We start from the raw sequence: 22,640 nt of genomic DNA on the forward strand, positions 1-22,640 counted from the left end.
CCTGTTAATAAGGGCGAAGGAGGTGATACACATGACACAAGCGGAAGAAATCAAAACAAGTCTCGTCGTCGTTTACGAACGACAAGATAAAGTCTCGCCGAACGGTGACGCCATCATCGCAAAACGTCGTTTCAACGGACTGCGCCCGAACTTAGCACCTGAAGCAGTCGCTGCGATCGGTCAAGCGATCGGGACATTAATCGCGGGTACCTATGCCCACAGTGAAATCAGTCGTGATTACGCCCTACTCAACTCATAATCTTAAAGGAGGACTCTCATGGAACACACGATTCTGTTAACGTTTGAGACATCGACGAACAAACCCTTCCGCCTCCGACTCGCGGGAGCGAAAGCCGATACGACCGTCGCCGAAATTAAAGCACTTGGCGATTTGATGGTCGCCCACGATCCGTTTTATAGCGGCATCGTCAAATTGAGCGAAGCGGAACTTCAAAACAGTTCCGAATCCGCGTACGTCCTGTAAGCAATCAACTGGACCGTCATCACTACCGATTAAGGTGGTGATGACGTTTTTTTGGTATACTAGAAGTATCAACCAGCTGGAAAGGAAGTCAATTTATGGCCAAACGCCCACTTACCCCTCGCGAATGCGAACTCGTCGTCTGTAGTCTCTACGTGATGGAACTGATTCCGTTCGAAGGGATCATGGAACGACTCGAATCCATCACGCTCCGAGACATCATCGAACCCGTCGCGACTGGTGACGGGACACGCGAACAAGCAGCCGACGCGCTCGATCAATACATCAAGGTCCGGCGCCGCCGTTTCCGTAACGTCCCACCGGAACACTTATGGTCGCTCGATGACCGGATGGAACAAGAAGCCTTACGGATGATCCGGAAACGCTCCCCGCTCTCTGCCGGTGAGAAACTGCAACCGAAGGCGATCCCGTTCGAGATGGGTGACACCGTTGAGATGAAAGTCACGGAAATCCAGGAACGCAACAGCAAAGTGACCGTCATCGGCAAAGTCGGACAAGTCACGGCAAAACTTCCGGTCGCAAATCGCCAAGCCTTAAAAGGAACGAAAACGATTTCTGCCTGGGTGACGGGCATCGAGAAGAAACCGGCCTTGATCCACTTGTCGACGTCGGAATATGGCAAACACGAACCGTCATCTGAAGTCAAAGCGGCTTATGTGACGGCAATCCGTGCCCTGCGAAACTTTTTCGAGACGGACGAACGGCCGTCGACAGAAGAAGTCGATTTAGCGAAATCACTCTTTCAGCGGATGATCCGCCGCGACCAAAATGACTGGTTCACAGTTTATGTCGCGATGGGACGTCCCCAACTCGATCATGCAAGACGCTGGGTCAAAGTCATCCAGATGCTCGGAAAATCACTCCGCGGGGATGAAGACGCCACCCGCCAACTCGCGTCGCAAGAAGACCGCTTCTTTAAGGATGCGTTATTGCGGGCATGCCGCGCTGCCGAGAAAAATTTCGGGCCACATATGTAACTCTTTTCGCCTTTTGCCTAGAAGATACCTATCAATCACAGCAAATTACGAAACAAAAAAATGCCGCTTCCCTCAAGTCAGTTGATTTGAGGAAAGCGGCATTTTGAAATTATGTGATGTCAATCGTTGATTCGAGTGCCCGGCACGTGCGCCGGATCGTCGGTAAGAAATCGGTCCGTTTGGCGACGCCGCCTTTAATATGAACATGTTGAATGCCCTTCGTCCGCTGAATCGCCGTCAAGACGGTAATGAGTTCGATAAACCAGTTCGAAATCAGTTCCACGACCTGCTCATCAAAAGCAGCCGCTCCATACACATCATACCCGTTGTCGCAGAGATGGTTCGGAAATTGTTGTTTAAAGCGGAAAATTAACGTATTCGTCGTCGGAATCGCCCATTGATCGAAGAGGATCCGGTGTTCCTGATCCATCAACGTCTCGGTCACTCCGTCCATCTTTAACTTTGGCTGACTACCGATGTTTAAAATCCAACTCGTTTTCTTTCGTTCGCCAGTGGAAGTGATCGTTCGCATGGTTTCGTCCATCTCCTTTGATGTGTAAGCGTTTACTCTTTTATTCTACAAGGCGATTGACTTTTCGTGCAAGTGACAATCTAATGACGTTGAACGTTGCCTTCTTCTGACACCTAGTCTAGCAAATTTTCTCCCGCTTGACGATGTCAGTTATTAACAAGTGACCGTCTGACCGTCTGCTTTCTGCATCGTCCTTAGAACGGCAGGCGTTTGTGAGAAGAATCCGTCCTGGATTCGCCAGGAAAGAAATAGCTACTAGCGCCCTGCAAAATATGATACCATTCAGTGGAATCATCGAAAGAGGAGAGAACATTATGCGCAAGTTTTTACGTTTTAGCATCTTGTTCGTACTGTTCGTTCTCATCGCGGGTAGCTTCGTCTACTGGCAAAATCGGGAACGTGTCCAAAATGAATTGTATCGTACCTATTACGGGCAATACGGCGTCCCTGCCGAGAACATCGACATCTACGAACAAGCCGGTGACCGGTATGAAATCGATTGGAAGTTACTTGCCGCGATACACCGGGTCGAGACAATCTTCTCGAAATCGTCCGCGATGCAGTCGTCCGTCGGCGCCATCGGTCCATTCCAGTTCATGCCGAAGACATGGGTCGGTTGGGGGTATGAGGGGGGTACGTCGCTCGGTGACATCGAACATGATGGCATTGACCTGACGGATCCGGAAGCGATTAAAAAGTATGGCGGTCTTGGTGTCGACGCAAACCAGGACGGGAAAGCCGATCCGACGAACTTGATGGATAGTGCCCATACGGCAGCAAAATACCTCAACCAGCATGACGTCACGAAAACATCTGACCGCCAGACACTCGAGTTGGCACTGTTTGAATACAATCGCAGTGAACAATATGTCACCGACGTCCTCGCACAATATGACCAGTACCAGCAACAAGTCGAGACGATCGATGCGAACGATCTCACCTTGAAACAACAAACACTCGCTCTACTTCTTCGCATCAGTTCACGTTTGATTAACTAAAGGAGGCACCACCATGACACAACCCGATCTTTCAGGACTTCAGATCGAGGAATCGTCAATCCGCGTCAAAACGACGTTTGATGCACAAAAAACAAAACGTTATTTGCGGAGCTACATCTTCGATGACATCGAAGAAGGGACACACGTCGCGGCGTTAATCTATACACCGCGGACGACGGACGCTTTCTTGTCCGGGACGACGACACAACGCGCCTACAACTTGATGAAAAAATACGTTGATGATCCCGTCAAGCAGTATGACATCATCAGTCTGATGCCCGACTTACTCGTCAGTGAAGATTTACCATTCGCGCAGGCAAGCTTCGACGACATCAACTATCAGTTCGTCGAACAGACGTTGCAACAGATCCGGGCGAAAAACGGCGTCGTCCTCTGCGGCTGGGGATCACCCGGCCGCCTGATGCACCACTTGCCGGCATACGAAGAACTGTTTAATGAGTATGCCGATATCCTGTACTGTTCCGGCATCACCTCTAAAGGGGAACCGAACCATTTACGTCTGACCGTCGACGACAGTCCGATGATCACGTACCGCGATATGCAGCAAAAAGCCAAAAAATTACGGCGTAAATAATACTGAAGGTGTTCTTCGCGGATTCGATTCGCGGAAGAACACCTTTTTTGTATGACATTCAAGTGTTTACGTCTATACATGGTCGCGTCGTGCTCCCCCTCTTGCCTCGCCTTCAAAGCTTTTCGTGTTAGTACTAATACGTTATGGTCTAACCGCCTTTTACTCGGATAATTTTGGACAAATAAAAAAGCGTAGACAAATGCTTATGAAGAGTGAACATGCTATATCGAGATGCAATCCGTTCGCGCTTCCCTGTCTCGCCTCGTCTTCAAAGCGGCAATCTTCCGCGCCGCTACAGCAAGGCTGCAGGGTCGCGACCGATTGCTTTTCGCTTTAAAAGCGATTCGAGACGGATTGCGCTCTAAACCATCTTGTATGTCTGGCTTTTTCTCATGATATTACCTAAAAAAACTTCACGTTTCGTTGACTCCTACGGGAAAAAGCGCGATTGATCGCGCTGGAAAGAGTCAGGCAAGACCCTGCTCCTTGTCCGCTAGGATCAAGGAGCAACGGCTTGCGACTCGCCCGAGGAAAGCAACGAAAAGAAAAAAGCTTTTTCTAATAACTATTTTCTTTTATCAAATAACGATTTCGCAGACACAAAAAACCCGTATTCACAGATGTTTTCAGGATCTGCGAATACGGGTGATCATTACTCGATGTCCTCACTCATCCTGCTTCCTAATCAATAAAGCATCAATTCCAGTAAACAGTCGACGAGATCCTTCTCAAGATCCAGTGCTTGCAACTGATGCATCAAGTTGATCGGTTCAAGGCGTTGCGTCAACAGACGGTAAAGCCGGTCCTTCAGGTCATAGCTGATTTCCGCTTGATCAAGGAACTCGTATAACCGTTCCATCCGGTTGTCATTCGTCGACATCTCGACTTGAAGCGATAAGGTGACGGTATCCGTCACTTCACCGAGCGTCACCGTCAACGATTGGTTTTGCGGATCGTATTCGCCTGCTAACGTCTCCCCGTCACGCACGACATACCCTTCGTTGACGCCGCGTAAAATGACAGTGATGATCCGTTTTTCAGGTAAGAGATCCCGTTTACCCGTCGGTGCCGCAATCGTCATCGTCCGTGAAACCCAGTCGAGTTCAAATGCCGTCTCGACATTCTCCCCGTCACGGTGAGCGACGCCGACGTTATCATCTTCAAACAACGTAAACTGGTTCGATGCCCCGGGGAAGACATGGACGTCAAGATGTTCCGGGTTATACAAGGCATTCGAATGTTCCTGATGGCGGCCGAGCGGAACGATCGCCCCGGCTTTCGCAAGCACTGCCTGTTCTTCGAGACGTCGGAACAGACGCATCTGTTTCCCGCCTGTATAGCGGTGTCCGGAGAAGAAATCGAACCACTCGCCTTCCGGCAACCAGGCAGTCGTCGCCGCGACGTGCAGTTTCCGGTTCATCGGCTCGACGATCGGTGCGACCATCAATTCCGTTCCGAAATAATACTGGTTCGGGACGGCATAAGCGAGCTCGTCCTCCGGATGTTCATAGTACATCGGTGAGACGAGCGGAAGTCCGTCAAAATGATTGCGGGCATTCATCGTGTAGATGTATGGAACGAGTTGATGGCGCAGTCGTAAATACCGTTTCATGACTTGCTCCGCCTCGATCGAATACCGCCACGGCTCCTTGCCGTTGAAGATACTCATCGTGCTATGGAGTCGCATGATCGGACTGAAGACGCCGTATTGGAGCCAGCGTGTCGACAACTCATCATCCTTTTCTCCCCGTTGGTGACCACCGATATCGTGACTCCACCAACCGTAACCGATGTTCGACGCCGTCGCCGTGAAATACGGCTGGAACTTGAGCGATGCCCATGAGATGATCGTATCCCCGGAAAAACCGACCGGATAACGGTGACTGCCGGGTCCCGCATAACGCGAGAAGATTAACGGACGATTGCCGTCACGGGCGATGTCGAGTGCGTGGTAGTGATTGAGCATCCAAAGCGGGTCGAGTCCCTTAATCTTCGAGTTCGCTCCTTGTTGCCAATCGATCCACCAAAAATCGACGCCGTCCGCTTCGTGCGGGTGATGCAATTTCGTGAAATAGTTTTCGATGAACGTCTTGTCGGAGAAATCGAACGGAATCCGGTCATCCATATCTGGATCAAGCCCCATCGCGACCGCCATCGCTTCATACGCTTCCTCAAACCCCCGCACGCCGTCTGCCGGGTGCAAGTTGAGCGTTACCATCCGGTCATCATTTTTGAGCCATTGCAGGAAACCGCGCGGATCGGGGAACAAGTCGCGGTTCCACGTATAACCGGTCCAGCCGCTGCCGTATTTTTCCGGAATGTCGGTCACGTGCCAATCCATGTCGATGACGCTGACGGAAAACGGGACGTCTTCTTTTTTGAATCGCGTCATCAAATCTTTGTATTCTTTTTCGTTGTATCGCCAGTAGCGGCTCCACCAGTTTCCAAGCACTTGACGCGGCAACATCGGTGTCGGTCCGGTCAGGCGGTAAAAATCCTTCAACGCTTGTTTATAATCATGGCCGTAGCCGAAATAATAAATGTCTTTCGCCCCGCTCTGTCGCGGTTCGACGAAATGATCCTCCGTCAGGACGAACGACGCCGAATCATCGATCGCTGCGTAGCCTTGGCGGGAGATGATTCCTTCCTCAAGCGGAATTTCCCCGTCCGCGTGGTCGAGTGTCCGGGCCGTCCCTTTCAGCGTCCGTAGTGGACCTCCGAACGTATAGCGGCTGTAGTACGTACTGAAGTTCCCGAGCACATCGACATACAATGTATTCTCGGCGAACGGACCTTTTGTATAGTGCAGGTGGACGTGTTCCGTGATGATTTGCAGTTCCGTGTCATCCTCAACAATCCGGAATGAAGGGACTGGGAAATCCCGGTTCCAGACCGTCTGGGTCGCCCGGTCCTCAAATCGGCCGTCTTCTGCATACTCCATCCGAATCAGTCGGCTCGTCAAAATCGTAAAGCGATAATCTTTTCCTTCGATGATGGCTTCCGGTCGTGCGATTGGTCTCATGTCACGCGTATAAAAATGGGATTCGTCGGTTGTTCGCATATGAAATCAGGACAGTTTCGTCCTTTTCACTTCCTTCCACATAATAAGTAGCGCAACAAAATGACACGTTGCGGTGTATAAAACTGATTGTTCCCCGTTCGAGGTCCACTTAATCAAAAAAATGGGAGTCCACTCAATAATTGATTGATTGGACTCCCGCTTTCCTTATAACAATGGTGAAATCAATCGCGAAAACGATTCGAACAGACGGAACCGGAGCGACCGTTTGACATAATCATTCGACGACAATTGAATCGACACTTCAAAATCATCGATGAAATCACGTTCAAGTTTCGAGGCGCTCTCCGTATCATAGAGAAACGCCATGATTTCATAGTTGAGGACGAAACTCCGGATGTCCATGTTCGCCGTCCCGACGACACCGATTTTACCGTCAATCAAAAACAGTTTTGCATGGATGAAATGACGGTTGTATGTGTAAATCTTGACCCCATCTTTTAACAAGGGTCCGAAATACGACCGCGTCCCGTAATAGGACGTAAAGCTGTCCCCTCTGCCTGGCGTTAGTATCCGGACGTCGAGTCCGGCCCGTGCTGCAAGTCGGAGCAACGTCATCGTCTCATTGTCCGGAATCAAGTACGGCGTCGCAATCCAAATCGACCGTTGGGCGGAGATGATTGCCGCTATCAAGGCGTTTCGGATTGCCGGATCTTTCGATGTCGGCCCACTCGTCACGACCTGGACGGCACCGTCCGATTCCGCATCATGTTTCGGGAAATACTGTTCCAAACCTTCTTCTCCACCGAACGTCTCCCACGTATCCGATCCTTCGAGATGCGCATAGAGCCAGTCATCCAGGAACGTCGCCTGCAGTTCTTTGACAGCGCGTCCTTCTAAGCGCAGGTGCGTATCACGCCAAAAGCCGAACTTCTTACTTTTCCCGTCGTATTCGTCCCCGACGTTCAAACCACCTGTAAACCCGACCTTGCCGTCGATGACGACAATTTTACGGTGATTGCGGAAGTTCGCCGTGAAGATGAACAAGGGGCTCGAAATCGGATCATAGGCAGCGATCTTCGCCCCGGCTTCACGGAGCGGCTTTAAAAACCCTTCGCCGAGCATATAACTGCCGAGCCCGTCGTACATGAAGCGGACCTCGACCCCGGCTTCGAGGCGCTCAATCAATGCTTCGCGAATCGCCTTCCCTGTCTCGTCATTCCGGTAGATGTAGTACTGGATGTGGACATGATGCTTGGCACTGCGGATTGCGTCAAGAATTGCCGGGAACGTCTCCGTTCCGTTCGTCAAGATTTGACTCGCCGTATTGACATCGACCCCGCCGCCACCAAAGTTTCGGATTGTGTTGGCAAGCTTCAAGTGATTCGACGGCAGTTCGCTGACCGCAAGCGAGCGGACCGGCCGCGTCGCCTGTTTGAGTAACGTCCGCTCGTCATGCGACCGCCGGTTCCGACGACGGCGGCGTGGATTGCGCCCGAACATCATCCAGATGATGACACCGAGAATCGGTAAAAAGATTAAGACTAAAAACCAAGCAATCGTCGACTCCGCCGTCCGATTTTCGATGAAGATGATCATGATGACGGCAAGTGGTACGACGACGGCGGAAATCGTCAGGACATAAAACAGATAATCGAGTTGATACAGTGTCCAAATGATACCACCGGCAACTAAAAATACGAGCGCGAATTGTAAAATCCGATTGCGCAATAGACTTCCCCCTCTAACATCAGCGTTTTCTCTTTTCGTTATTTCCCTGTTCCCTCTAAAAATATAGCAAAAAAAGAAACCACAGATGTGATTTCTTCAAAAGTTGACCTGAATTTAAAAAACTTCATCGTATTGTTCGCGTCCAGGAAGCGGGTCGGAAAGTTGTGACCAATCGGTTTCCTCTTTCTGGACCAAACAGGCATCAAACTGTGCTTCCAGTCTGAGCTGATCAAAACCAATCCCAATCAGGACGAGTTCCGTCCGGCGGTCCACTTGCGTCTCGAACCGCCCGGCATATTCCATGTTCGACGCATACCCGGCCTGATTAAATAACAGGGCAACTTCCGGTCGCGTCGCAAGGAACAGGAAACCTTTCGCCCGGACGACTTCTTCCGGCCAAGACTCAATCAACTGAAGCAACCGCTCCGGATGAAAAGGGACATTCCGGTTGTAGACGAATGAGCGGATGCCGTATTCTTCCGTCTCCGGGACGTGTTCCTCGGCATTCAGTTCCCGAATCCAGCCGGCACGTGACGCCGCCTGTTCGAAGTCAAACAGGTCGACATCAAGAATCTCAACCGGATCGACCTGTCCATACGTCGTTTCAATGATTTTTGCGAGCGGATTGAGTGCTTTTACATAGGTTATGACTTCCTGTTTTTCCTCGTCCGTCAACCGGTCAATCTTGTTCAACAAAATGATGTCGGCGAATTCGACCTGGTCGACGAGCAGATCGACGACTTCGCGGACGTCCGACTCGCCGACTGCCTGTTGCCGCTCAAACAAGGACTCTCCGGACTCGAAGTCCTTCAAGAACCGGTAACCGTCGATGACTGTCACCATCGCATTGATTTTTGTCGTCTCCGTCAAATCGATTTGACTGTCTTCATCGACATAGGTAAACGTCTGGGCAACAGGAATCGGTTCCGAGATCCCGCTTGATTCGATGACGATTCCGTCAAGGTCACCTTGACTGACTAGCCGCCGGACTTCAAGCAGCAAGTCGTCCCGGAGCGTACAGCAGATGCAGCCGTTCGACAAAGTGACGAACGATTCCTCCGTCCGTGAAAAACCGGCCTGCTCAATCAAGGCGGCATCGATATTGACTTCGCTCATATCGTTGACGATGATGGCGAGCTTTCGTCCTGCGCGATTATGTAACAAATGATTTAAGACCGTCGTTTTACCTGACCCAAGATAACCGGACAACACCGTGATGGGAATGCGTGACATGCAAATCGTCTCCTTTTTAAATCGTAATGATTACGTTTTAAATAGTAACCGTTCCGATTTAGACTGTCAACCGATTTTTAACCAAATTAAAACGCCTTCTCGTCATGAGAAGGCACAGCGTGTAGACAAACTCTTAAGAAGCGTGAGCATGCGATAACGAGAGACAATCCGTTCGCGCTTCTCTGTCTCGTCTTCAAAGCGGCAATCGGTCACGCCGCTATAACAAAGTTGCAGGGTCGCAACCGATTGATTTTCGCGGTTCTAAGCGATTCGAGACGGATTGCGCTCTAAATCGTCTGCCTGCTCGGCTTTCCCTCACGGTATTATCTAAAAAGCGTCGCGTTTCGTTGACTCCTACGGGGAAAAGTGCGCTTATAACGCACTTTTAGAGGCAGGCAAGACCCTGCTTCTTGTCCGTGAGGATCAAGGAGCAACGGCTTGCGCCTCGCCCGAGGAAAACAACGAAAAAAGACGCTTGATCTCCCGATGGCATGTTGTCTACAGCCTGCGCCTTCCCGTCATGAGAAGGCATTTGAGTCGGATCACTGCTGCTATTCAATCAAAAAAGGACGTTTGAATCAAATGAACGACCGTTTCCGCCGCGTCTTTCGAAAAACCGGCAATCGTGTAATGGTTCGTATTCGGTATCACATGAAACGTCGCATCCGGTAAACTCTCGGCAAACCGTTCATGGGCTGCATTGATCCGCTTCGTCAATTGCGGGTGCAGCCATTTTTCCGGCATCCCGCCTGCCCAGTCGGAAGCCGATAACACAAGGATTGGCGGTGTGACGTGTGAGACGAGTTGTAAAACATGCTGATTGTTGGCTTCGACGGTCTGCCATTCGTCAAGCGTCCCCCGCCAGTGGTTTTTCCGTGCCATGTTCCGCCACATCGGCACACGGTCTGCTTGCGGAAGACTCGTGAACATCCGTGCCCCCAGATTGTCCGGAATCAGCCAGGCGAGTGGCCGGACGTGACTCAAAACATATAAAAAACGATTCCATTCCTCTTGCGTCCGTTCGTACCAATTCGGCAGTTCCGCGTCGACTTCGGGATGCGACGGGTCGAGCAGGACGATGCCGACCGTCTCGTCCGGACGACGGCGGCCGAGTTCGAGCGAGATGTAGGCACCAAGCGAATGACCAATCAGGACGAACGGTCCGCTCATGCCTAGCAAATCGAGGACACGTTCCAGTTCATCCGCTTGTCGGGTAAACAAACGTTTCGTTTTCCCACGCGACGACTTGCCGTAACCGAGCCGTGAATATTCAAAGACCCGACCGAGTTTCAGTAACTCTCCCCGTAACCAGCCCCACTGGTGATGGCTCGACATCATCCCGTGGTCGAGGATGAACGTCACATTCCCCGTTCCGGTCAGGCGGGTATCAAACCGTCCATCCGCTGTCTCAACAATCCGTTCCATTTCAACCCTCTCCTATTCAAACAAATCCAACTTAATGTCATAACCAAGCAGATTTAAGTAATCAAATAATTGTGACCGGTGATGATACAAGTGGACGGCCGCTTCCATCAACCAACCGGACGAACTGTCTGCGACGCCCCAGTAGGTCGGTTCCGTCGCAAAACCGCACGCCAGCCGGTCTTGATAATACTGCCACGACTGATCCAAGCGGTCGGTAAGCTGATTGGGCGGCACCGGGATGGCATAAAACCGTGCCATCTCGGAAGCTGTCGCTCCGGTCGCAATCCGTAAATCCGCTTCGAGCAACACGGCAAGATGGGCGGCGACTTCATAAACGGACCGTTTCCCCGGAATCGGCTGCTTCTCCCAGTCGTCCGGTCGGATCAACTGGATCAGTTCCCGGGTCGTCCGGACACCGACGGCGACGTGCCGTTGTAATGCTTCCTGCCACTCATCCACGGTACCACCATGCGAGCGCCCGCTGTTCCATTTCTTTGACGAACGCATCCTTGCCGGCGATGTAGGACTCGATGTCGACCGGATACTGCTCCGCCAGTTGTTCTTTGATAGCGCTATAGGCGACGACTTCATCCGGATGCTGTCGTAAGTAATCGCGAAAGACGACATGACGCCTGATTTCCGGACTGCCTTCTGCATAGAGATGGATATGGTGTGTCCGGTTATCGTCGCCTTTTCGGTAGTAGCGCCGTCCCGGCATACCGAACTCGCCTTTCACTTCGTAACCGAGTGCTTCCATCGCCGTATCAAACGATTCAATGTCACCCAGCGTATCGACGACCGGTAAGATGTCGATGATCGGTTTTGCCGATAGTCCCGGGACCGATGTACTGCCGATGTGATGGACGGCACGCAATCGCCCACCGAAAACCGTCCGCAATCGTGCCGCTTCCGTCTCAAACATTTTTCCCCACACTTCTTGATACGGTGTAACGATGACTTGTCTCATAACGACCCTCTCCTCTTCTGTTAGTATGCCAGTTTTTTAAGCAAAACAAAACGACCTCACGCGTGCGAGGTCGTTTTCGTCTGCTTATTTTTTTGTAAGGAAGTAACGTGATTGATCGAGACGATCTTTTGCTGTGTAGACATTGAGTTTATAAGACCCCGTCGCAAGACCCGTCCGCATTTTCAAGACGTAGTTGCCGTGGTTGTCGGCGACGTCCTGGGCAATCAATTGATAGCCGGTGCTCGTTTTTTCGAACAGACGGACGATTTGACGTTTTTCGACTTTGCCCGTCAACGTCTTTTTACCTGTCCATTTTTTGACCGGGTACGTGTTTTTAATCGTGAATGATGCTTTTTTTGTAACTTTGTGTGAGATATCCGTCGACTTGACTGTGTATGTCCCTGTCGTCAGACCGTTTTTGACAGGAAGCTTAAAGCCGCTCGCTGTTGTTTTCGCTTTGGCGATTTTCGTTGAACCTTTGTACAGCGTGACATCAAGTCCTGCTGTCGCTTTACCCGTCAAGACCGTCGAACCGTAGACGGCCGACTTTTTATCGATTGCCGGTGTCGCGACGAAGCCTGTTCCGACCGTGACCGTTGCTGATTTTTTCATGAATCCGAGTTCCGAGACGACCGTCAGTTTGTCACGGAGCTTCACCGGACGAACTGTTACGGAATACTTCCCTGTTTCGTCAGCAGTCGCCGTTCCGAGTACCGTTTCTCCATGTTTTACTGTAATCTTCGCTCCGGCAACGGCTGTTCCCGTGACGACTTTCGCTCCCGGTTTGACGGTTGCGACGCTAACGTTGAAGTTTTTCATCGGCACGTTCATTTCGAACTTCAGGAACGTTCCTGTTTCACCGGCACGTGTCACGCCTGTGTTCGTGATGCCTTCGTAGCGGTTCGTGTAGTTTGCTGCTGCTTCTGCCGAATCGAAGTTGACCGTCATCGGTTTGCTCGCGACAAGTGACCAGTTCGCATCAGCTTTATAATCAACCGGTTGTTTTGACTGGATGAAGTCTGAGATGACGTTCCGTGTTTCGTACGCTGACTTGTAGACGATGTTCTTCCCGCCGCCAAGACCCGGGAACGTGGCGCTGCCGGCACGATAGTTGTTTGTCGCAACAAGGAATTCTTGTTCATCCGTGATTTCCTTACCTTGATACTTGATGTTTTGAACGCGGTTCGCGTCCTCTTTGACGACAACACCGTTGTAGTCATACTTTGCCGGTTTCGTGATGTCGATTTCGTACGTCAGACCGTCGAGGATATCGAAGTTGTAACTGCGGAAATCTTTGTTTAACAAGTCTGTTTGTTCGCCTGATACTTCATTGAATTGACCGGCAGACATTTCGAGCCAGTTCTTAACGTCAGCCCCTGTGACTTTGACGACTTCAAGCGTGTTCGGATAGACATACAGATCAGCGACGTTTTTCAGTGCAATCGGACCTTTTTTAATCAACGTATAATCTGCCGCGTTGACTTGATTCCGCCCGCCTGTTTTAAATGGGGCACCGGCAGATAAGAGTGGCAAATCTTTATATTTCGCGAGTTCCGCATTTTCTTTAAGTTGTTTCTCGACGTACCATTTTTGTGCATTCGTAACGAACTGGACCGAGTCATCATCTTGGACGAGCGCAAAGAAGCTTTGGATGTCGTCATTGATCGTTCCGACTTCCTGACGGATGTACTCGAGTGTTCCTTGATGTGCTTTCTCGATCAGCTTGACAGCACCTGCATCAGCGACCGTCTCTTTCGTGACATCAGCAAGTTTCGCTCCGGCTGTATCGACTGTCCACTTGCCGTCGACTTGTTTTAATTGCAGGTCGATGACACCGACATTTTTCCCTTGTGTGTTCGCCATGACGACCGGTTTCCCGTTGATGAGCCCTTTTTCTGCATCGACGTTCGGTAATTTATTGAAGGCCGATGTCGCGTCCGGGAACTTTCCGTGTTGGTGACCGGTCATCAAGACATCGATGTCGGCAATTTTTGATAACGCATAGCCGACGTTTTCATCGCCGTCTTTTTGGTCGATCGTATCCCCGATTCCTGTATGTGCGAGCGCGACGACAACATCTGCGCCGGCATCTTTTAATTTTTTCGCTGTTGCTTTAGCCGTCGGAATGATATCTTCCGCCGTTACTTTCCCCGTTAAGTTCCCGGCATCCCATGCCATGATTTGTGGCGTGACGACACCGAAGACGCCGACTTTGACTGTTTTCGGTTGATTGTTCTGGTCCATCACTTGACGTTCAATGATTTGATAGTCTTTGCCATCTTTATTGTAGTCCGAGACGATTGGTTTTTTCGTCACAGCGTCGAGAACATTCGAGTTGACGAACTTGATCGAGCCGCTAGAAGCACTCATCGCCGACTTCAGGAAGTCGAGTCCGAAGTTGAACTCGTGGTTGCCGAGTGTGACCGCGTCGTAACCGAGGTATTCCATTAATTCATACATCGGGTGTTTGCCTTTGTTGCCTTTATCGTACTGATTTTTGACATAATCCCCGAACGGTGTGCCTTGAAGAGTATCCCCGTTATCGAACAGGAAGCTGTTGGCTTCGCCGACGACGTTCTGTTGCTGTTTGATGACCGTCGCTGCTTTGACAAGACCAATCGACTCATCTTGCGCGTCTTTGAAGTAATCGTAGTTCATCGAGTTCGTATGTAAATCCGTTGTTTCTAGAAAACGTAGTTTGACGACACTGTCATCTGCTGCAAGTGTTTTGACTTGGATGACCGGTGCTAACATCGGTGCGATCAACGTGGTAGCGATAATAATTTTTGTAGCCTGTTTCATCTGGTTTCCCCCTAAGAAATAAATGACTGCTCAATTAATTTAACACGCTTTCATTGTAGCTTATAGCCTCTTTGAATAGGTCGGACATCCGTCTTATTTAACCTTCTTAACTAATTCCACAAATTGGGTTTACAACGGCTTTACACTTTTACAAAACCGTTATTTCGAAAAAAAAACCGCTCCCCGAACTTACGGGAAACGGTCATCCTTCATCTATCAACCGGGCGTTGTCGTTTAATCGCAAACCCTATGAAACCGGCAATCAGTGCCAGGACTGAAGCGTAAAGAACCGTTGTAACTACCGCCGTCTCCTGGCTCAAGCTGACGAGGGCGTCGTCTTGCCACAAGAGTGCAAATGACGTGCCCGTCAGCGAACAGATGAACCAGCTGATCAACCCGGTCGTCACGGCAAACAGGACAGGATCATATAACCGTCTAAAGGCACGGATGCTGACGAGGATATAAACGATAATCGGGACAAACAGAAACAGCCAAAATGGAAACGGTTTGTCCTGTTCGACTTGATCAGCAACAGCCGGTTGACCGGCCGATCTGGCATCCATCGCGAGGACGACATTCCGTGCCGTGCCATAATCGACCGCATCGAGCGTCAGCCGGGTATCCGATAAATCAGGCCGTTCGCCACCGATGACGGTCAGCAATTGATTCGTGACATGCTCGGCGTCGATTCGGTTGACGACGTCATCAATCGACTGTTTCAATCGTGTCACGTCAGTCTCGCCATTCAAGAACGTCACTGGCACATTCAATTTTGCGCCGAGGACATTCGCCTTATAGGTCACTTGACTGCCGTGCATCAAGTCATACCAGCCGTCACTGCCCGCGTTCAGACTCGACACGGTCAACCACGTCCGGGCCGAGGCATCACCGCTGTATTTCGTTTCATCCGTCACCGTAAAGTACAGCTGGACACTGCTTGCGACGAGCAGGATGACGATCGCGGCACGGGCAGCCGCTGTCATGCCGGACAATTGCCGTGGATAAAACGCTAGATAAAACAGACCGGCCAGGAAAAGTAACATAAAGATTCCGTTCCAGACGGTCGCTTGACGAATCGTCAAAACCTCAATCCCGAGCGCCGTGTTGAGCGTAAAAGCGTATAACACGAGACTTGCTGCTAAAAAGCTGACTGTCCGAATCGTCCACGTCACGCGTGTGGCACCAATCCGTAAGATTAAAAATAAAATCAGGAACAGACCGATTCCGAAGACGGATAAAAAAGGACTGCCGTAAACGGCGCGAAACGTCAACGGTTCTAAAACTTGGTTAAGGTCAATCCCGAAAATCGACAAGATGTTCCCGGCATCGTTTGCACCAAGGAGTTGGTTGATGCCACCCTCTTTGACGGCTTCCGGTAACGCGACGTCGATGCCGCTGATGAAAAAAAGTAAGAATACGAGCGTCAATTCGAGCGTCGTCCATGACACGTCAGCCCGCTGCATCAGTTCGACGAACGATTGATAATCGGCAGAGCCTTCAACTTGTTGGACAAGGATGGTCATCACACCAAACAGGACAAGAAAGCCGACACAGGCGAGTAAAACGCCGAACAGGATGTTGCGTAACATATGCGAGCGTTCCTTTCGCTGTTGTCTGCGCTCCATACAAGCACCTCCCAATTTAATTAGAGTGTTTGTATTGTTATTCCTGTTCCAGGTGATTTGAAAACGAATCCTGCAAAAATAACAAAACCAGATCGTCATTCATGCAGTGACACCCTACCGGCTGCAATTGATTCATATGTCCCGACGCGTCAGGACTATTACTGTTTACTGCTTTCCCTCCAGACGAAAGCCTTGCCTCCGTCGACCGGAAGCAAGGCTCTTTTATTGCCATGATTGTTTTCTCTCTTACACACCTTCGTAGGCAAGTTCCATGATGTGGCGCAGTTCCGTCACAAGCGGCATTTTCGGATTCGCTGTCGTACATTGATCTTCGAACGCATCGACGGCCATCTTGTCGAGTTTCGCTTCAAAGTCGGCTTTTTTGATGCCTTGGGCTTTGAATGACATTTTGATGTTCAACTGTTGTCCGAGTTCTGTGATCGCTTGGATCAAGGACTCGACACCTTGTTCCGTCGTCGCTGCCGGAAGTCCGAGGTAACGGGCGATTTCCGCGTACCGTTCATCGGCGATGAATGATTCATATTTCGGGAACGAAGCGAGTTTCGTCGGTTTCGCCGCATTGTAGCGGATGACGTGTGGCATCAGAATCGCATTCGTCCGACCGTGTGGCGTGTGGAACTCCCCACCGATTTTGTGCGCGATCGAGTGGTTGATCCCGAGGAAGGCATTGGCGAACGCCATGCCGGCCATCGTTGAGGCATTGTGAACTTTTTCGCGTGCTTCGGCGTCTGATCCATTTGCATAAGCACGTGGCAAGTACTCAAAGATCATCTTGATCGCTTTTAATGCCAGTCCATCCGTATAGTCGTTCGCAAGGACCGAGACGAATGCTTCCGTCGCATGGGTCAGGACGTCCATTCCGGTGTCAGCCGTAATCGATGCCGGGACCGTCATGACGAATTCCGGATCGATGATCGCGACGTCTGGTGTTAACGCATAATCAGCAATCGGATACTTGACGTTTTTCTCTTTGTCCGTGATGACGGTGAATGGTGTCACTTCAGAGCCTGTACCGGATGTCGTCGGAATCGCGACGAACTTCGCTTTGTTACCGAGCGCCGGGAATTTATAGGCCCGTTTCCGGATATCGAGGAATTTTTGACGTAAGTTCGAGAACGTTTCGTTCGGTTGCTCGTAGAAGAGCCACATCCCTTTCGCAGCATCCATCGCTGATCCGCCACCGAGGGCAATAATCAAGTCCGGTTTAAAATCACGCATCGCTTGCGCACCGACTTGGACGGTTGTTACCGATGGATCCGGTTCGACTTGGTCGAAGATCCGGTAACTGACGCCTGCCGGCAAGTTACGGATGACTTTGTCGGCATAGCCGAACTCAACCATCGCTTGATCAGTGACGATCAACGCCCGTGAGACATTTTGAATCGATTTCAAGTATTGGACTGAATTTTTTTCAAAGAAAATCTTTTCCGGTACTTTAAACCACTGCATGTTCACGCGTCGTCTCGCCACCTTTTTGACATTGAGTAGATGTTTCGCCGTTACGTTTTCAGAAACCGAGTTTTTCCCGTATGAACCGCAACCGAGTGTCAGCGATGGTGTCAATTCGTTGTACAGGTCACCAATCCCACCGTGAGCCGACGGACTGTTGACGAGAATCCGGCAAGCTTTCATCCGGAGACCAAACGCTGTCATCAAGTCGTCATTCGTCGTGTGGATGACCGCCGTGTGACCAAGTCCACCGATTTCAAGCATCCGTTCCGCGACATGGAACGCGTCTTCCGTTGATTGGACGCTATACGCACCGAGGACCGGACTTAATTTTTCATGAGAGAGTGGTTCTTCTGAGCCGACTTTTTCAAGCTCTGCGACGAGCATGACGGTGTTGCTCGGGACGTCGATGCCGGCTTTTGCTGCGATCCAGGTTGCCGGTTTTCCGACGATGTCAGCATTGACGGCACATGTATCGGTTTTGATGACAAGCGCTTCGAGACGTTTTTTCTCGTCCGGCGTACAGAAGTAGCAGCCGAGTGCTTCCATCTCTGCCCGGACTTCCGCGTAGATTTCTTGATCGACGATGACCGCTTGTTCCGATGCACAAATCATGCCATTATCAAACGTTTTTGAGAGGACGAGATCGCTGACGGCACGTTTGATTTTTGCTGTTTTTTCGATGTAGCACGGGACGTTCCCCGGTCCGACACCGAGTGCCGGTTTACCTGTTGAATAGGCTGATTTGACCATGCCGGCTCCGCCTGTCGCGAGGACCATTGCAATATCCGTGTGGTTCATCAAAACTTTTGTTGCTTCGAGTGACGGTTGTTCGACCCACTGGATGCAGTCACGGGGTGCACCGGCTTTGACGGCCGCGTCGCGTAATGTTTTTGCTGCTTCGAGTGAACAGTTTTGAGCGGATGGATGGAACGCGAACACGATCGGGTTACGTGTTTTAATTGCAATCAACGCTTTGAACATCGTCGTTGATGTCGGATTCGTCACAGGTGTGACGCCACAGACGACACCGACCGGTTCCGCGATGTACGTGATACCGTTTTGAACATCTTCTTCTAAGATACCGACCGTTTTTTCCTCACGGAGACTATTATAGATATATTCCGTCGCAAACATGTTTTTAATCATTTTATCTTCAAAGACACCACGTCCTGTTTCTTCAACGGCGAGTCGCGCCAGTTCAACGTGACGTTCAAGACCGGCGAGCGCCATGTCCCGGACGATTGTATCGATTTTTGTTTGATCAAATGTCAGTAATTCTTGAAGTGCCGTTTGACCTTTCGCGACGATTTGATTGATGGATTGTTCGACAGGTGATACGTCTTGTTTGATTTTTTCTTTGACAGCCATGTTAGGTTTCCTCCCTATTTTGGAACGAATCTGAGTCTGCATTTCCCTACTAGATGTTAGGAATGCCAAGCTGATATTCAATAGTTTGTGCTTTCCTTCACAAATCAATCATACCGCCTTTTTTGAGATTTGTGCATGACCATCCTGTGAACTATTTCACACCGCTGAAAACGCTCTCATTCTTAAAAGGTGTTCCCAGGGAAGGACTCCTTCCTTAAACCGCCTCCTGTGAGATTTATCACAATCCTAATTTTCTGGACTTGTCTGACCAAACAAACATCGTGTACTCTAATGAAGGATACATATTTATTTGTTTGAAGGAGGAAATTTCATGACAATCGTCAATCAAATGCTTGCGTTCAACGAACAATTCGTCGAAGAAAAACAATACGAACAATTCATCTCGGATAAATTCCCCGATAAAAAGGTCGTTATCTTAACGTGTATGGATGCCCGCTTGACGGAACTCCTCCCCCACGCGCTCGGTCTCAAAAACGGTGATGCAAAAATCATCAAAAATGCCGGGGCCGTCCTCTCGCATCCGTTCGGTTCCGTCATGCGTTCGATCCTCGTCGCCTTGTACGCACTCGGGGCGGAAGAAGTCATCGTCATCGGTCACCACGACTGTGGCATGAGTACGATCGATCCGGCAAACATGATTGCCGAGATGGAAGGACGCGGTATCAATCCGCAAGTCTTGCAGACACTCGAAGCATCCGGTGTCGACTTGAAACAATGGTTACGTGGATTCACGTCAGTCGAAGAGAACGTCGGTCATTCCGTTGGTTTGATTAAAAACCATCCTTTATTACCACCAGGCACGAACGTCCACGGACTCGTCATCGACCCCGGCACAGGGAAACTCGACCGCGTCGATGGCTAAACCTGTCTTTATATAGTAGAAAGGAGGCACGACCGACACTGGTCGTGCTTTCAGGCTGTAGACAAACTCTTATGAAGCATGAGCATGCGATATCGAGACGGATTGCGTCCCAAACCGTCTGCATGACTGACTTTCCGTCATAGTGTTACCTAAAAAGCGTCACCTTTCGTTGACTCCTGCGGGGAAAAGTGCGTTTTTAACGCACTTTTAGAGGCAGGCAAGACCCTGCTCGTTGTCCGTGAGGACGAAGGAGCAACGGCTTGCGCCTCGCCCGAGGAAAGCAACGAAAAAAGATGCTTGATCTCCCGATAGCACGTTGTCTACAGTCTGGAGGCACGACCGACAGCGGTCGTGCCTTTTTTTGTTTTTTTCTTGACAGCAAAAAGAACGGTCTGTATGATACTTTAGTATAGTACAGTGATACCAAAAGAAAGCGTGGTTTTAAAGTTATGTTTAATGCTGTTGTTTTAGCCGTTATTTTATTATTTGTCTTAGCCATCTTCCGTGTCCACATCGTCCTCGCGATGGTCATCAGTGCCATCGTCGGTGGTTTGCTCGGTGGTCTCGGCTTAACGAAGACAATCGAGAGTTTTTCGGGTGGCCTTGGAGCAGGAGCAGAAATTGCCCTCAGTTATGCCTTGCTCGGTGCGTTCGCCGTCGCCTTGTCAAAAACCGGGCTGCCGGACGCGCTTGCGCACAGTTTGATTGCCCGCTCAAAAGGTAGTGCCGATGCGGCGTCCGTCAAGAAGTTAAAAGGGTTCATCATGTTTGCGATTTTATTACTTGCGATCAGTTCCCAAAACGTCTTGCCGATTCACATCGCTTTTATTCCAATCATCATTCCGCCGTTACTCGGGCTGTTCAATGACTTGAAGATTGATCGCCGCCGGATGGCAATCATCATGACATTTGGTCTCGTCACTCCGTATATGTTCTTACCGATCGGATTCGGTGACATCTACCTCAACCAAATTCTGTTGCCGAATTTAAAAGAAAACGGCATGGACATCGCTGGTGCTTCCGTCATCAAAGCGATGGCGATTCCGGCACTCGGAATGGTCTTCGGTCTATTGCTCGGGTTATACAATTACCGGAAGCCACGTGAATACGAAATGCGTAACATCGCACCGGATGATTACGAAGTTCCGGTCATCACAAAATCAAAATTATTTTTGAGCGCCCTCGTCGTCATCGCGACACTTGTCGTCCAATTGACAACGGAATCAATGATCATCGCCGCTACGACCGGTCTCCTCCTCTTCCTCGTGTTACGGCTCGTGCGCTTCAGTGAAGCAGATGATGTCATCACACGTGGCATGCGGATGATGTCGTTCATCGGATTCGTCATGATTTCAGCAAACGGCTTCTCAAACGTCTTACGCGAGACGGGCGATATCGCCCCGCTCGTCGAAAACTCAAAAGCCTTGATGGGCGATTCACAGCTCGTCGCCGCTTTCGTCATGTTATCGATCGGACTCCTCGTCACGGTCGGCATCGGTTCAAGTTTCTCGACGATTCCCGTCATCGCCGCGATTTTCGTCCCGCTTTGCATCCAGTATGGCTTTAGTCTCGAAGCGACGATCGCCATCATCGGGACAGCCGGTGCACTCGGTGACGCCGGTAGTCCGGCGAGTGATTCAACACTCGGACCGACGAGCGGACTGAATGCCGACGGACAACACGATCACATGCGTGAGACCGTCATTCCGACGTTCTTGCACTACAACTTACCGTTACTGATTTTCGGTACGATCGCCGCCGTCATTCTTTAATGAAGGAAATCACCTCGTTTTTCCTGACGGGGTGATTTTTTTCTTCCCATTTCGACCGGACTTCTCTAAAATGAAGGAATGAAGTGCAACTAAAGGAGTGTGAAACGTGTTATCTAGCGTCGTCAATACCGTTTTATTATATTTAGCTGATTTAGGTTATTTCGGCATCGCCCTCGGTCTGATGATTGAAATCATTCCGAGTGAGATTGTTTTATCATATGGTGGGTACATGATTTCTCAAGGGACGATCGGCTGGCCACTTGCGGTCGTCGCAGCCGTCATCGGCGGATTGTTCTCCCAACTGTTTCTGTATTGGTTTGCCCGCTACGGCGGTCGTCCGCTCATCTTGAAGTATGGTAAATATCTACTGATCACAGAGCACCATCTCGATCTTGCAGAACGCTGGTTCGTCAAGTACGGCCAAGGTGTCATCTTCGGCGCACGGTTCATCCCGGTCGTCCGCCATGCCATCTCGATTCCTGCTGGTCTCGCGAAGATGGATCAGACCAAGTTTTCTGTCTACACGATCCTCGCCATCATTCCGTGGTCAATTTTATTCCTCTACCTCGGTGAAACACTCGGAACAAATTGGCGCTCCATCAAAGAAGTCGCCGCCCCTTATACGAATGGAATTTTAATCGCCGCCGTCGTCATGATCGTTCTTTATGTCGTTCTCAAAAAACGTCAACGCACCACCTAAATTATATGCTGACAGTCTGCCTGAAGCGGCAGGCTGTT

The 22,640-nt window shown here is 50.3% G+C and carries 18 protein-coding genes; 8 read left to right on the forward strand and 10 right to left on the reverse strand.

The features are described 5' to 3' along the window. Window positions 1-31: 31 nt before the first annotated feature. The 3 genes from KNQ04_RS09960 to KNQ04_RS09970 all read left to right on the forward strand — a co-directional run bounded on the left by KNQ04_RS09960 (window position 32) and on the right by KNQ04_RS09970 (window position 1,479). Entirely contained in the window at window positions 32-259 is a 228-nt protein-coding gene (locus KNQ04_RS09960; protein ID WP_214850272.1) for a DUF1659 domain-containing protein, read from the forward strand. Window positions 260-277: 18 nt separating this feature from the next. Then, window positions 278-484 carry a DUF2922 domain-containing protein gene (locus KNQ04_RS09965; protein ID WP_214850274.1) on the forward strand — a complete coding sequence of 69 codons (207 nt, stop codon included), beginning with the start codon at window positions 278-280 and terminating at the stop codon, window positions 482-484. Between the two features lie 95 nt (window positions 485-579). Further along, on the forward strand, window positions 580-1,479 hold the full coding sequence (locus KNQ04_RS09970) for a hypothetical protein (protein WP_214850277.1): 900 nt from the start codon (window positions 580-582) through the stop codon (window positions 1,477-1,479). A gap of 109 nt (window positions 1,480-1,588) precedes the next feature. On the opposite strand, the gene KNQ04_RS09975 is transcribed toward KNQ04_RS09970, so the two are convergent. Beyond that, window positions 1,589-2,011 (reverse strand): hypothetical protein, encoded by a 423-nt coding sequence (locus KNQ04_RS09975; protein ID WP_214850280.1) that lies wholly within the window; start codon window positions 2,009-2,011, stop codon window positions 1,589-1,591. A 314-nt stretch (window positions 2,012-2,325) separates the two neighbouring features. Between KNQ04_RS09975 and KNQ04_RS09980 the strand changes: the two genes are divergently transcribed. Beyond that, window positions 2,326-3,009, forward strand: coding sequence for a lytic transglycosylase domain-containing protein (locus KNQ04_RS09980; protein WP_214850282.1), 684 nt, complete (start codon window positions 2,326-2,328; stop codon window positions 3,007-3,009). A 13-nt stretch (window positions 3,010-3,022) separates the two neighbouring features. After that, complete coding sequence (locus tag KNQ04_RS09985; RefSeq protein ID WP_214850284.1) at window positions 3,023-3,604, forward strand: DUF1643 domain-containing protein; 582 nt, start codon at window positions 3,023-3,025, stop codon at window positions 3,602-3,604. Window positions 3,605-4,289: 685 nt separating this feature from the next. On the opposite strand, the gene KNQ04_RS09990 is transcribed toward KNQ04_RS09985, so the two are convergent. The 9 genes from KNQ04_RS09990 to adhE form a co-directional block, all read right to left on the reverse strand. After that, window positions 4,290-6,626 (reverse strand): glycoside hydrolase family 31 protein, encoded by a 2,337-nt coding sequence (locus KNQ04_RS09990; RefSeq protein WP_251136991.1) that lies wholly within the window; start codon window positions 6,624-6,626, stop codon window positions 4,290-4,292. Window positions 6,627-6,830: 204 nt separating this feature from the next. After that, window positions 6,831-8,354, reverse strand: coding sequence for a cardiolipin synthase (locus tag KNQ04_RS09995; protein ID WP_214850290.1), 1,524 nt, complete (start codon window positions 8,352-8,354; stop codon window positions 6,831-6,833). A gap of 114 nt (window positions 8,355-8,468) precedes the next feature. Beyond that, window positions 8,469-9,587 (reverse strand): GTP-binding protein, encoded by a 1,119-nt coding sequence (locus KNQ04_RS10000; RefSeq protein ID WP_214850292.1) that lies wholly within the window; start codon window positions 9,585-9,587, stop codon window positions 8,469-8,471. A 555-nt stretch (window positions 9,588-10,142) separates the two neighbouring features. Then, entirely contained in the window at window positions 10,143-11,012 is an 870-nt protein-coding gene (locus KNQ04_RS10005; RefSeq protein WP_214850300.1) for an alpha/beta fold hydrolase, read from the reverse strand. Between the two features lie 12 nt (window positions 11,013-11,024). Beyond that, a complete protein-coding gene (locus KNQ04_RS10010; RefSeq protein WP_214850302.1) occupies window positions 11,025-11,471 on the reverse strand; it encodes a DinB family protein in 447 nt (148 codons plus the stop codon). After that, on the reverse strand, window positions 11,464-11,979 hold the full coding sequence (locus KNQ04_RS10015; protein ID WP_214850304.1) for a GrpB family protein: 516 nt from the start codon (window positions 11,977-11,979) through the stop codon (window positions 11,464-11,466). Before KNQ04_RS10015 ends, KNQ04_RS10010 begins: the two co-directional genes overlap by 8 nt. Before the next feature lie 84 nt (window positions 11,980-12,063). Further along, window positions 12,064-14,781, reverse strand: coding sequence for a bifunctional 2',3'-cyclic-nucleotide 2'-phosphodiesterase/3'-nucleotidase (locus KNQ04_RS10020; RefSeq protein WP_214850307.1), 2,718 nt, complete (start codon window positions 14,779-14,781; stop codon window positions 12,064-12,066). A gap of 209 nt (window positions 14,782-14,990) precedes the next feature. Continuing rightward, window positions 14,991-16,406 (reverse strand): hypothetical protein, encoded by a 1,416-nt coding sequence (locus KNQ04_RS10025; protein ID WP_214850310.1) that lies wholly within the window; start codon window positions 16,404-16,406, stop codon window positions 14,991-14,993. Between the two features lie 246 nt (window positions 16,407-16,652). Continuing rightward, on the reverse strand, window positions 16,653-19,247 hold the full coding sequence (gene adhE / locus KNQ04_RS10030) for a bifunctional acetaldehyde-CoA/alcohol dehydrogenase (RefSeq protein ID WP_214850313.1): 2,595 nt from the start codon (window positions 19,245-19,247) through the stop codon (window positions 16,653-16,655). Between the two features lie 331 nt (window positions 19,248-19,578). On the opposite strand from adhE, the gene KNQ04_RS10035 reads away from it, so the two are divergent. The 3 genes from KNQ04_RS10035 (at window position 19,579) to uptA (ending at window position 22,602) form a co-directional block, all read left to right on the forward strand. Continuing rightward, the gene (locus KNQ04_RS10035; RefSeq protein WP_214850315.1) at window positions 19,579-20,130 is read left to right on the forward strand and encodes a beta-class carbonic anhydrase; all 552 of its coding nucleotides are present in this window, start codon (window positions 19,579-19,581) and stop codon (window positions 20,128-20,130) included. 449 nt (window positions 20,131-20,579) lie between these two features. Beyond that, window positions 20,580-21,902, forward strand: coding sequence for a Na+/H+ antiporter family protein (locus KNQ04_RS10040; protein WP_214850317.1), 1,323 nt, complete (start codon window positions 20,580-20,582; stop codon window positions 21,900-21,902). Window positions 21,903-22,008: 106 nt separating this feature from the next. Further along, window positions 22,009-22,602, forward strand: a complete 594-nt coding sequence (gene uptA / locus KNQ04_RS10045; RefSeq protein WP_214850319.1) for an undecaprenyl phosphate transporter UptA — start codon at window positions 22,009-22,011, stop codon at window positions 22,600-22,602. Window positions 22,603-22,640 lie beyond the last annotated feature (38 nt).

It is taken from the genome of Exiguobacterium sp. s193 (assembly GCF_018618755.1).
GTDB lineage: Bacteria > Bacillota > Bacilli > Exiguobacteriales > Exiguobacteriaceae > Exiguobacterium_A.

Excerpts from the sequence above, each read along its gene's own strand:
- KNQ04_RS09960 (WP_214850272.1), top strand. The coding sequence starts at position 32 with ATGACACAAGCGGAAGAAATCAAAACAAGTCTCGTCGTCGTTTACGAA.
- KNQ04_RS09965 (WP_214850274.1), top strand. The coding sequence starts at position 278 with ATGGAACACACGATTCTGTTAACGTTTGAGACATCGACGAACAAACCC.
- KNQ04_RS09970 (WP_214850277.1), top strand. The coding sequence starts at position 580 with ATGGCCAAACGCCCACTTACCCCTCGCGAATGCGAACTCGTCGTCTGT.
- KNQ04_RS09975 (WP_214850280.1), bottom strand. The coding sequence starts at position 2,011 with ATGCGAACGATCACTTCCACTGGCGAACGAAAGAAAACGAGTTGGATT.
- KNQ04_RS09980 (WP_214850282.1), top strand. The coding sequence starts at position 2,326 with ATGCGCAAGTTTTTACGTTTTAGCATCTTGTTCGTACTGTTCGTTCTC.
- KNQ04_RS09985 (WP_214850284.1), top strand. The coding sequence starts at position 3,023 with ATGACACAACCCGATCTTTCAGGACTTCAGATCGAGGAATCGTCAATC.
- KNQ04_RS09990 (WP_251136991.1), bottom strand. The coding sequence starts at position 6,626 with ATGAGACCAATCGCACGACCGGAAGCCATCATCGAAGGAAAAGATTAT.
- KNQ04_RS10000 (WP_214850292.1), bottom strand. The coding sequence starts at position 9,587 with ATGTCACGCATTCCCATCACGGTGTTGTCCGGTTATCTTGGGTCAGGT.
- KNQ04_RS10005 (WP_214850300.1), bottom strand. The coding sequence starts at position 11,012 with ATGGAACGGATTGTTGAGACAGCGGATGGACGGTTTGATACCCGCCTG.
- KNQ04_RS10015 (WP_214850304.1), bottom strand. The coding sequence starts at position 11,979 with ATGAGACAAGTCATCGTTACACCGTATCAAGAAGTGTGGGGAAAAATG.
- KNQ04_RS10020 (WP_214850307.1), bottom strand. The coding sequence starts at position 14,781 with ATGAAACAGGCTACAAAAATTATTATCGCTACCACGTTGATCGCACCG.
- KNQ04_RS10025 (WP_214850310.1), bottom strand. The coding sequence starts at position 16,406 with ATGGAGCGCAGACAACAGCGAAAGGAACGCTCGCATATGTTACGCAAC.
- adhE (WP_214850313.1), bottom strand. The coding sequence starts at position 19,247 with ATGGCTGTCAAAGAAAAAATCAAACAAGACGTATCACCTGTCGAACAA.
- KNQ04_RS10035 (WP_214850315.1), top strand. The coding sequence starts at position 19,579 with ATGACAATCGTCAATCAAATGCTTGCGTTCAACGAACAATTCGTCGAA.
- KNQ04_RS10040 (WP_214850317.1), top strand. The coding sequence starts at position 20,580 with ATGTTTAATGCTGTTGTTTTAGCCGTTATTTTATTATTTGTCTTAGCC.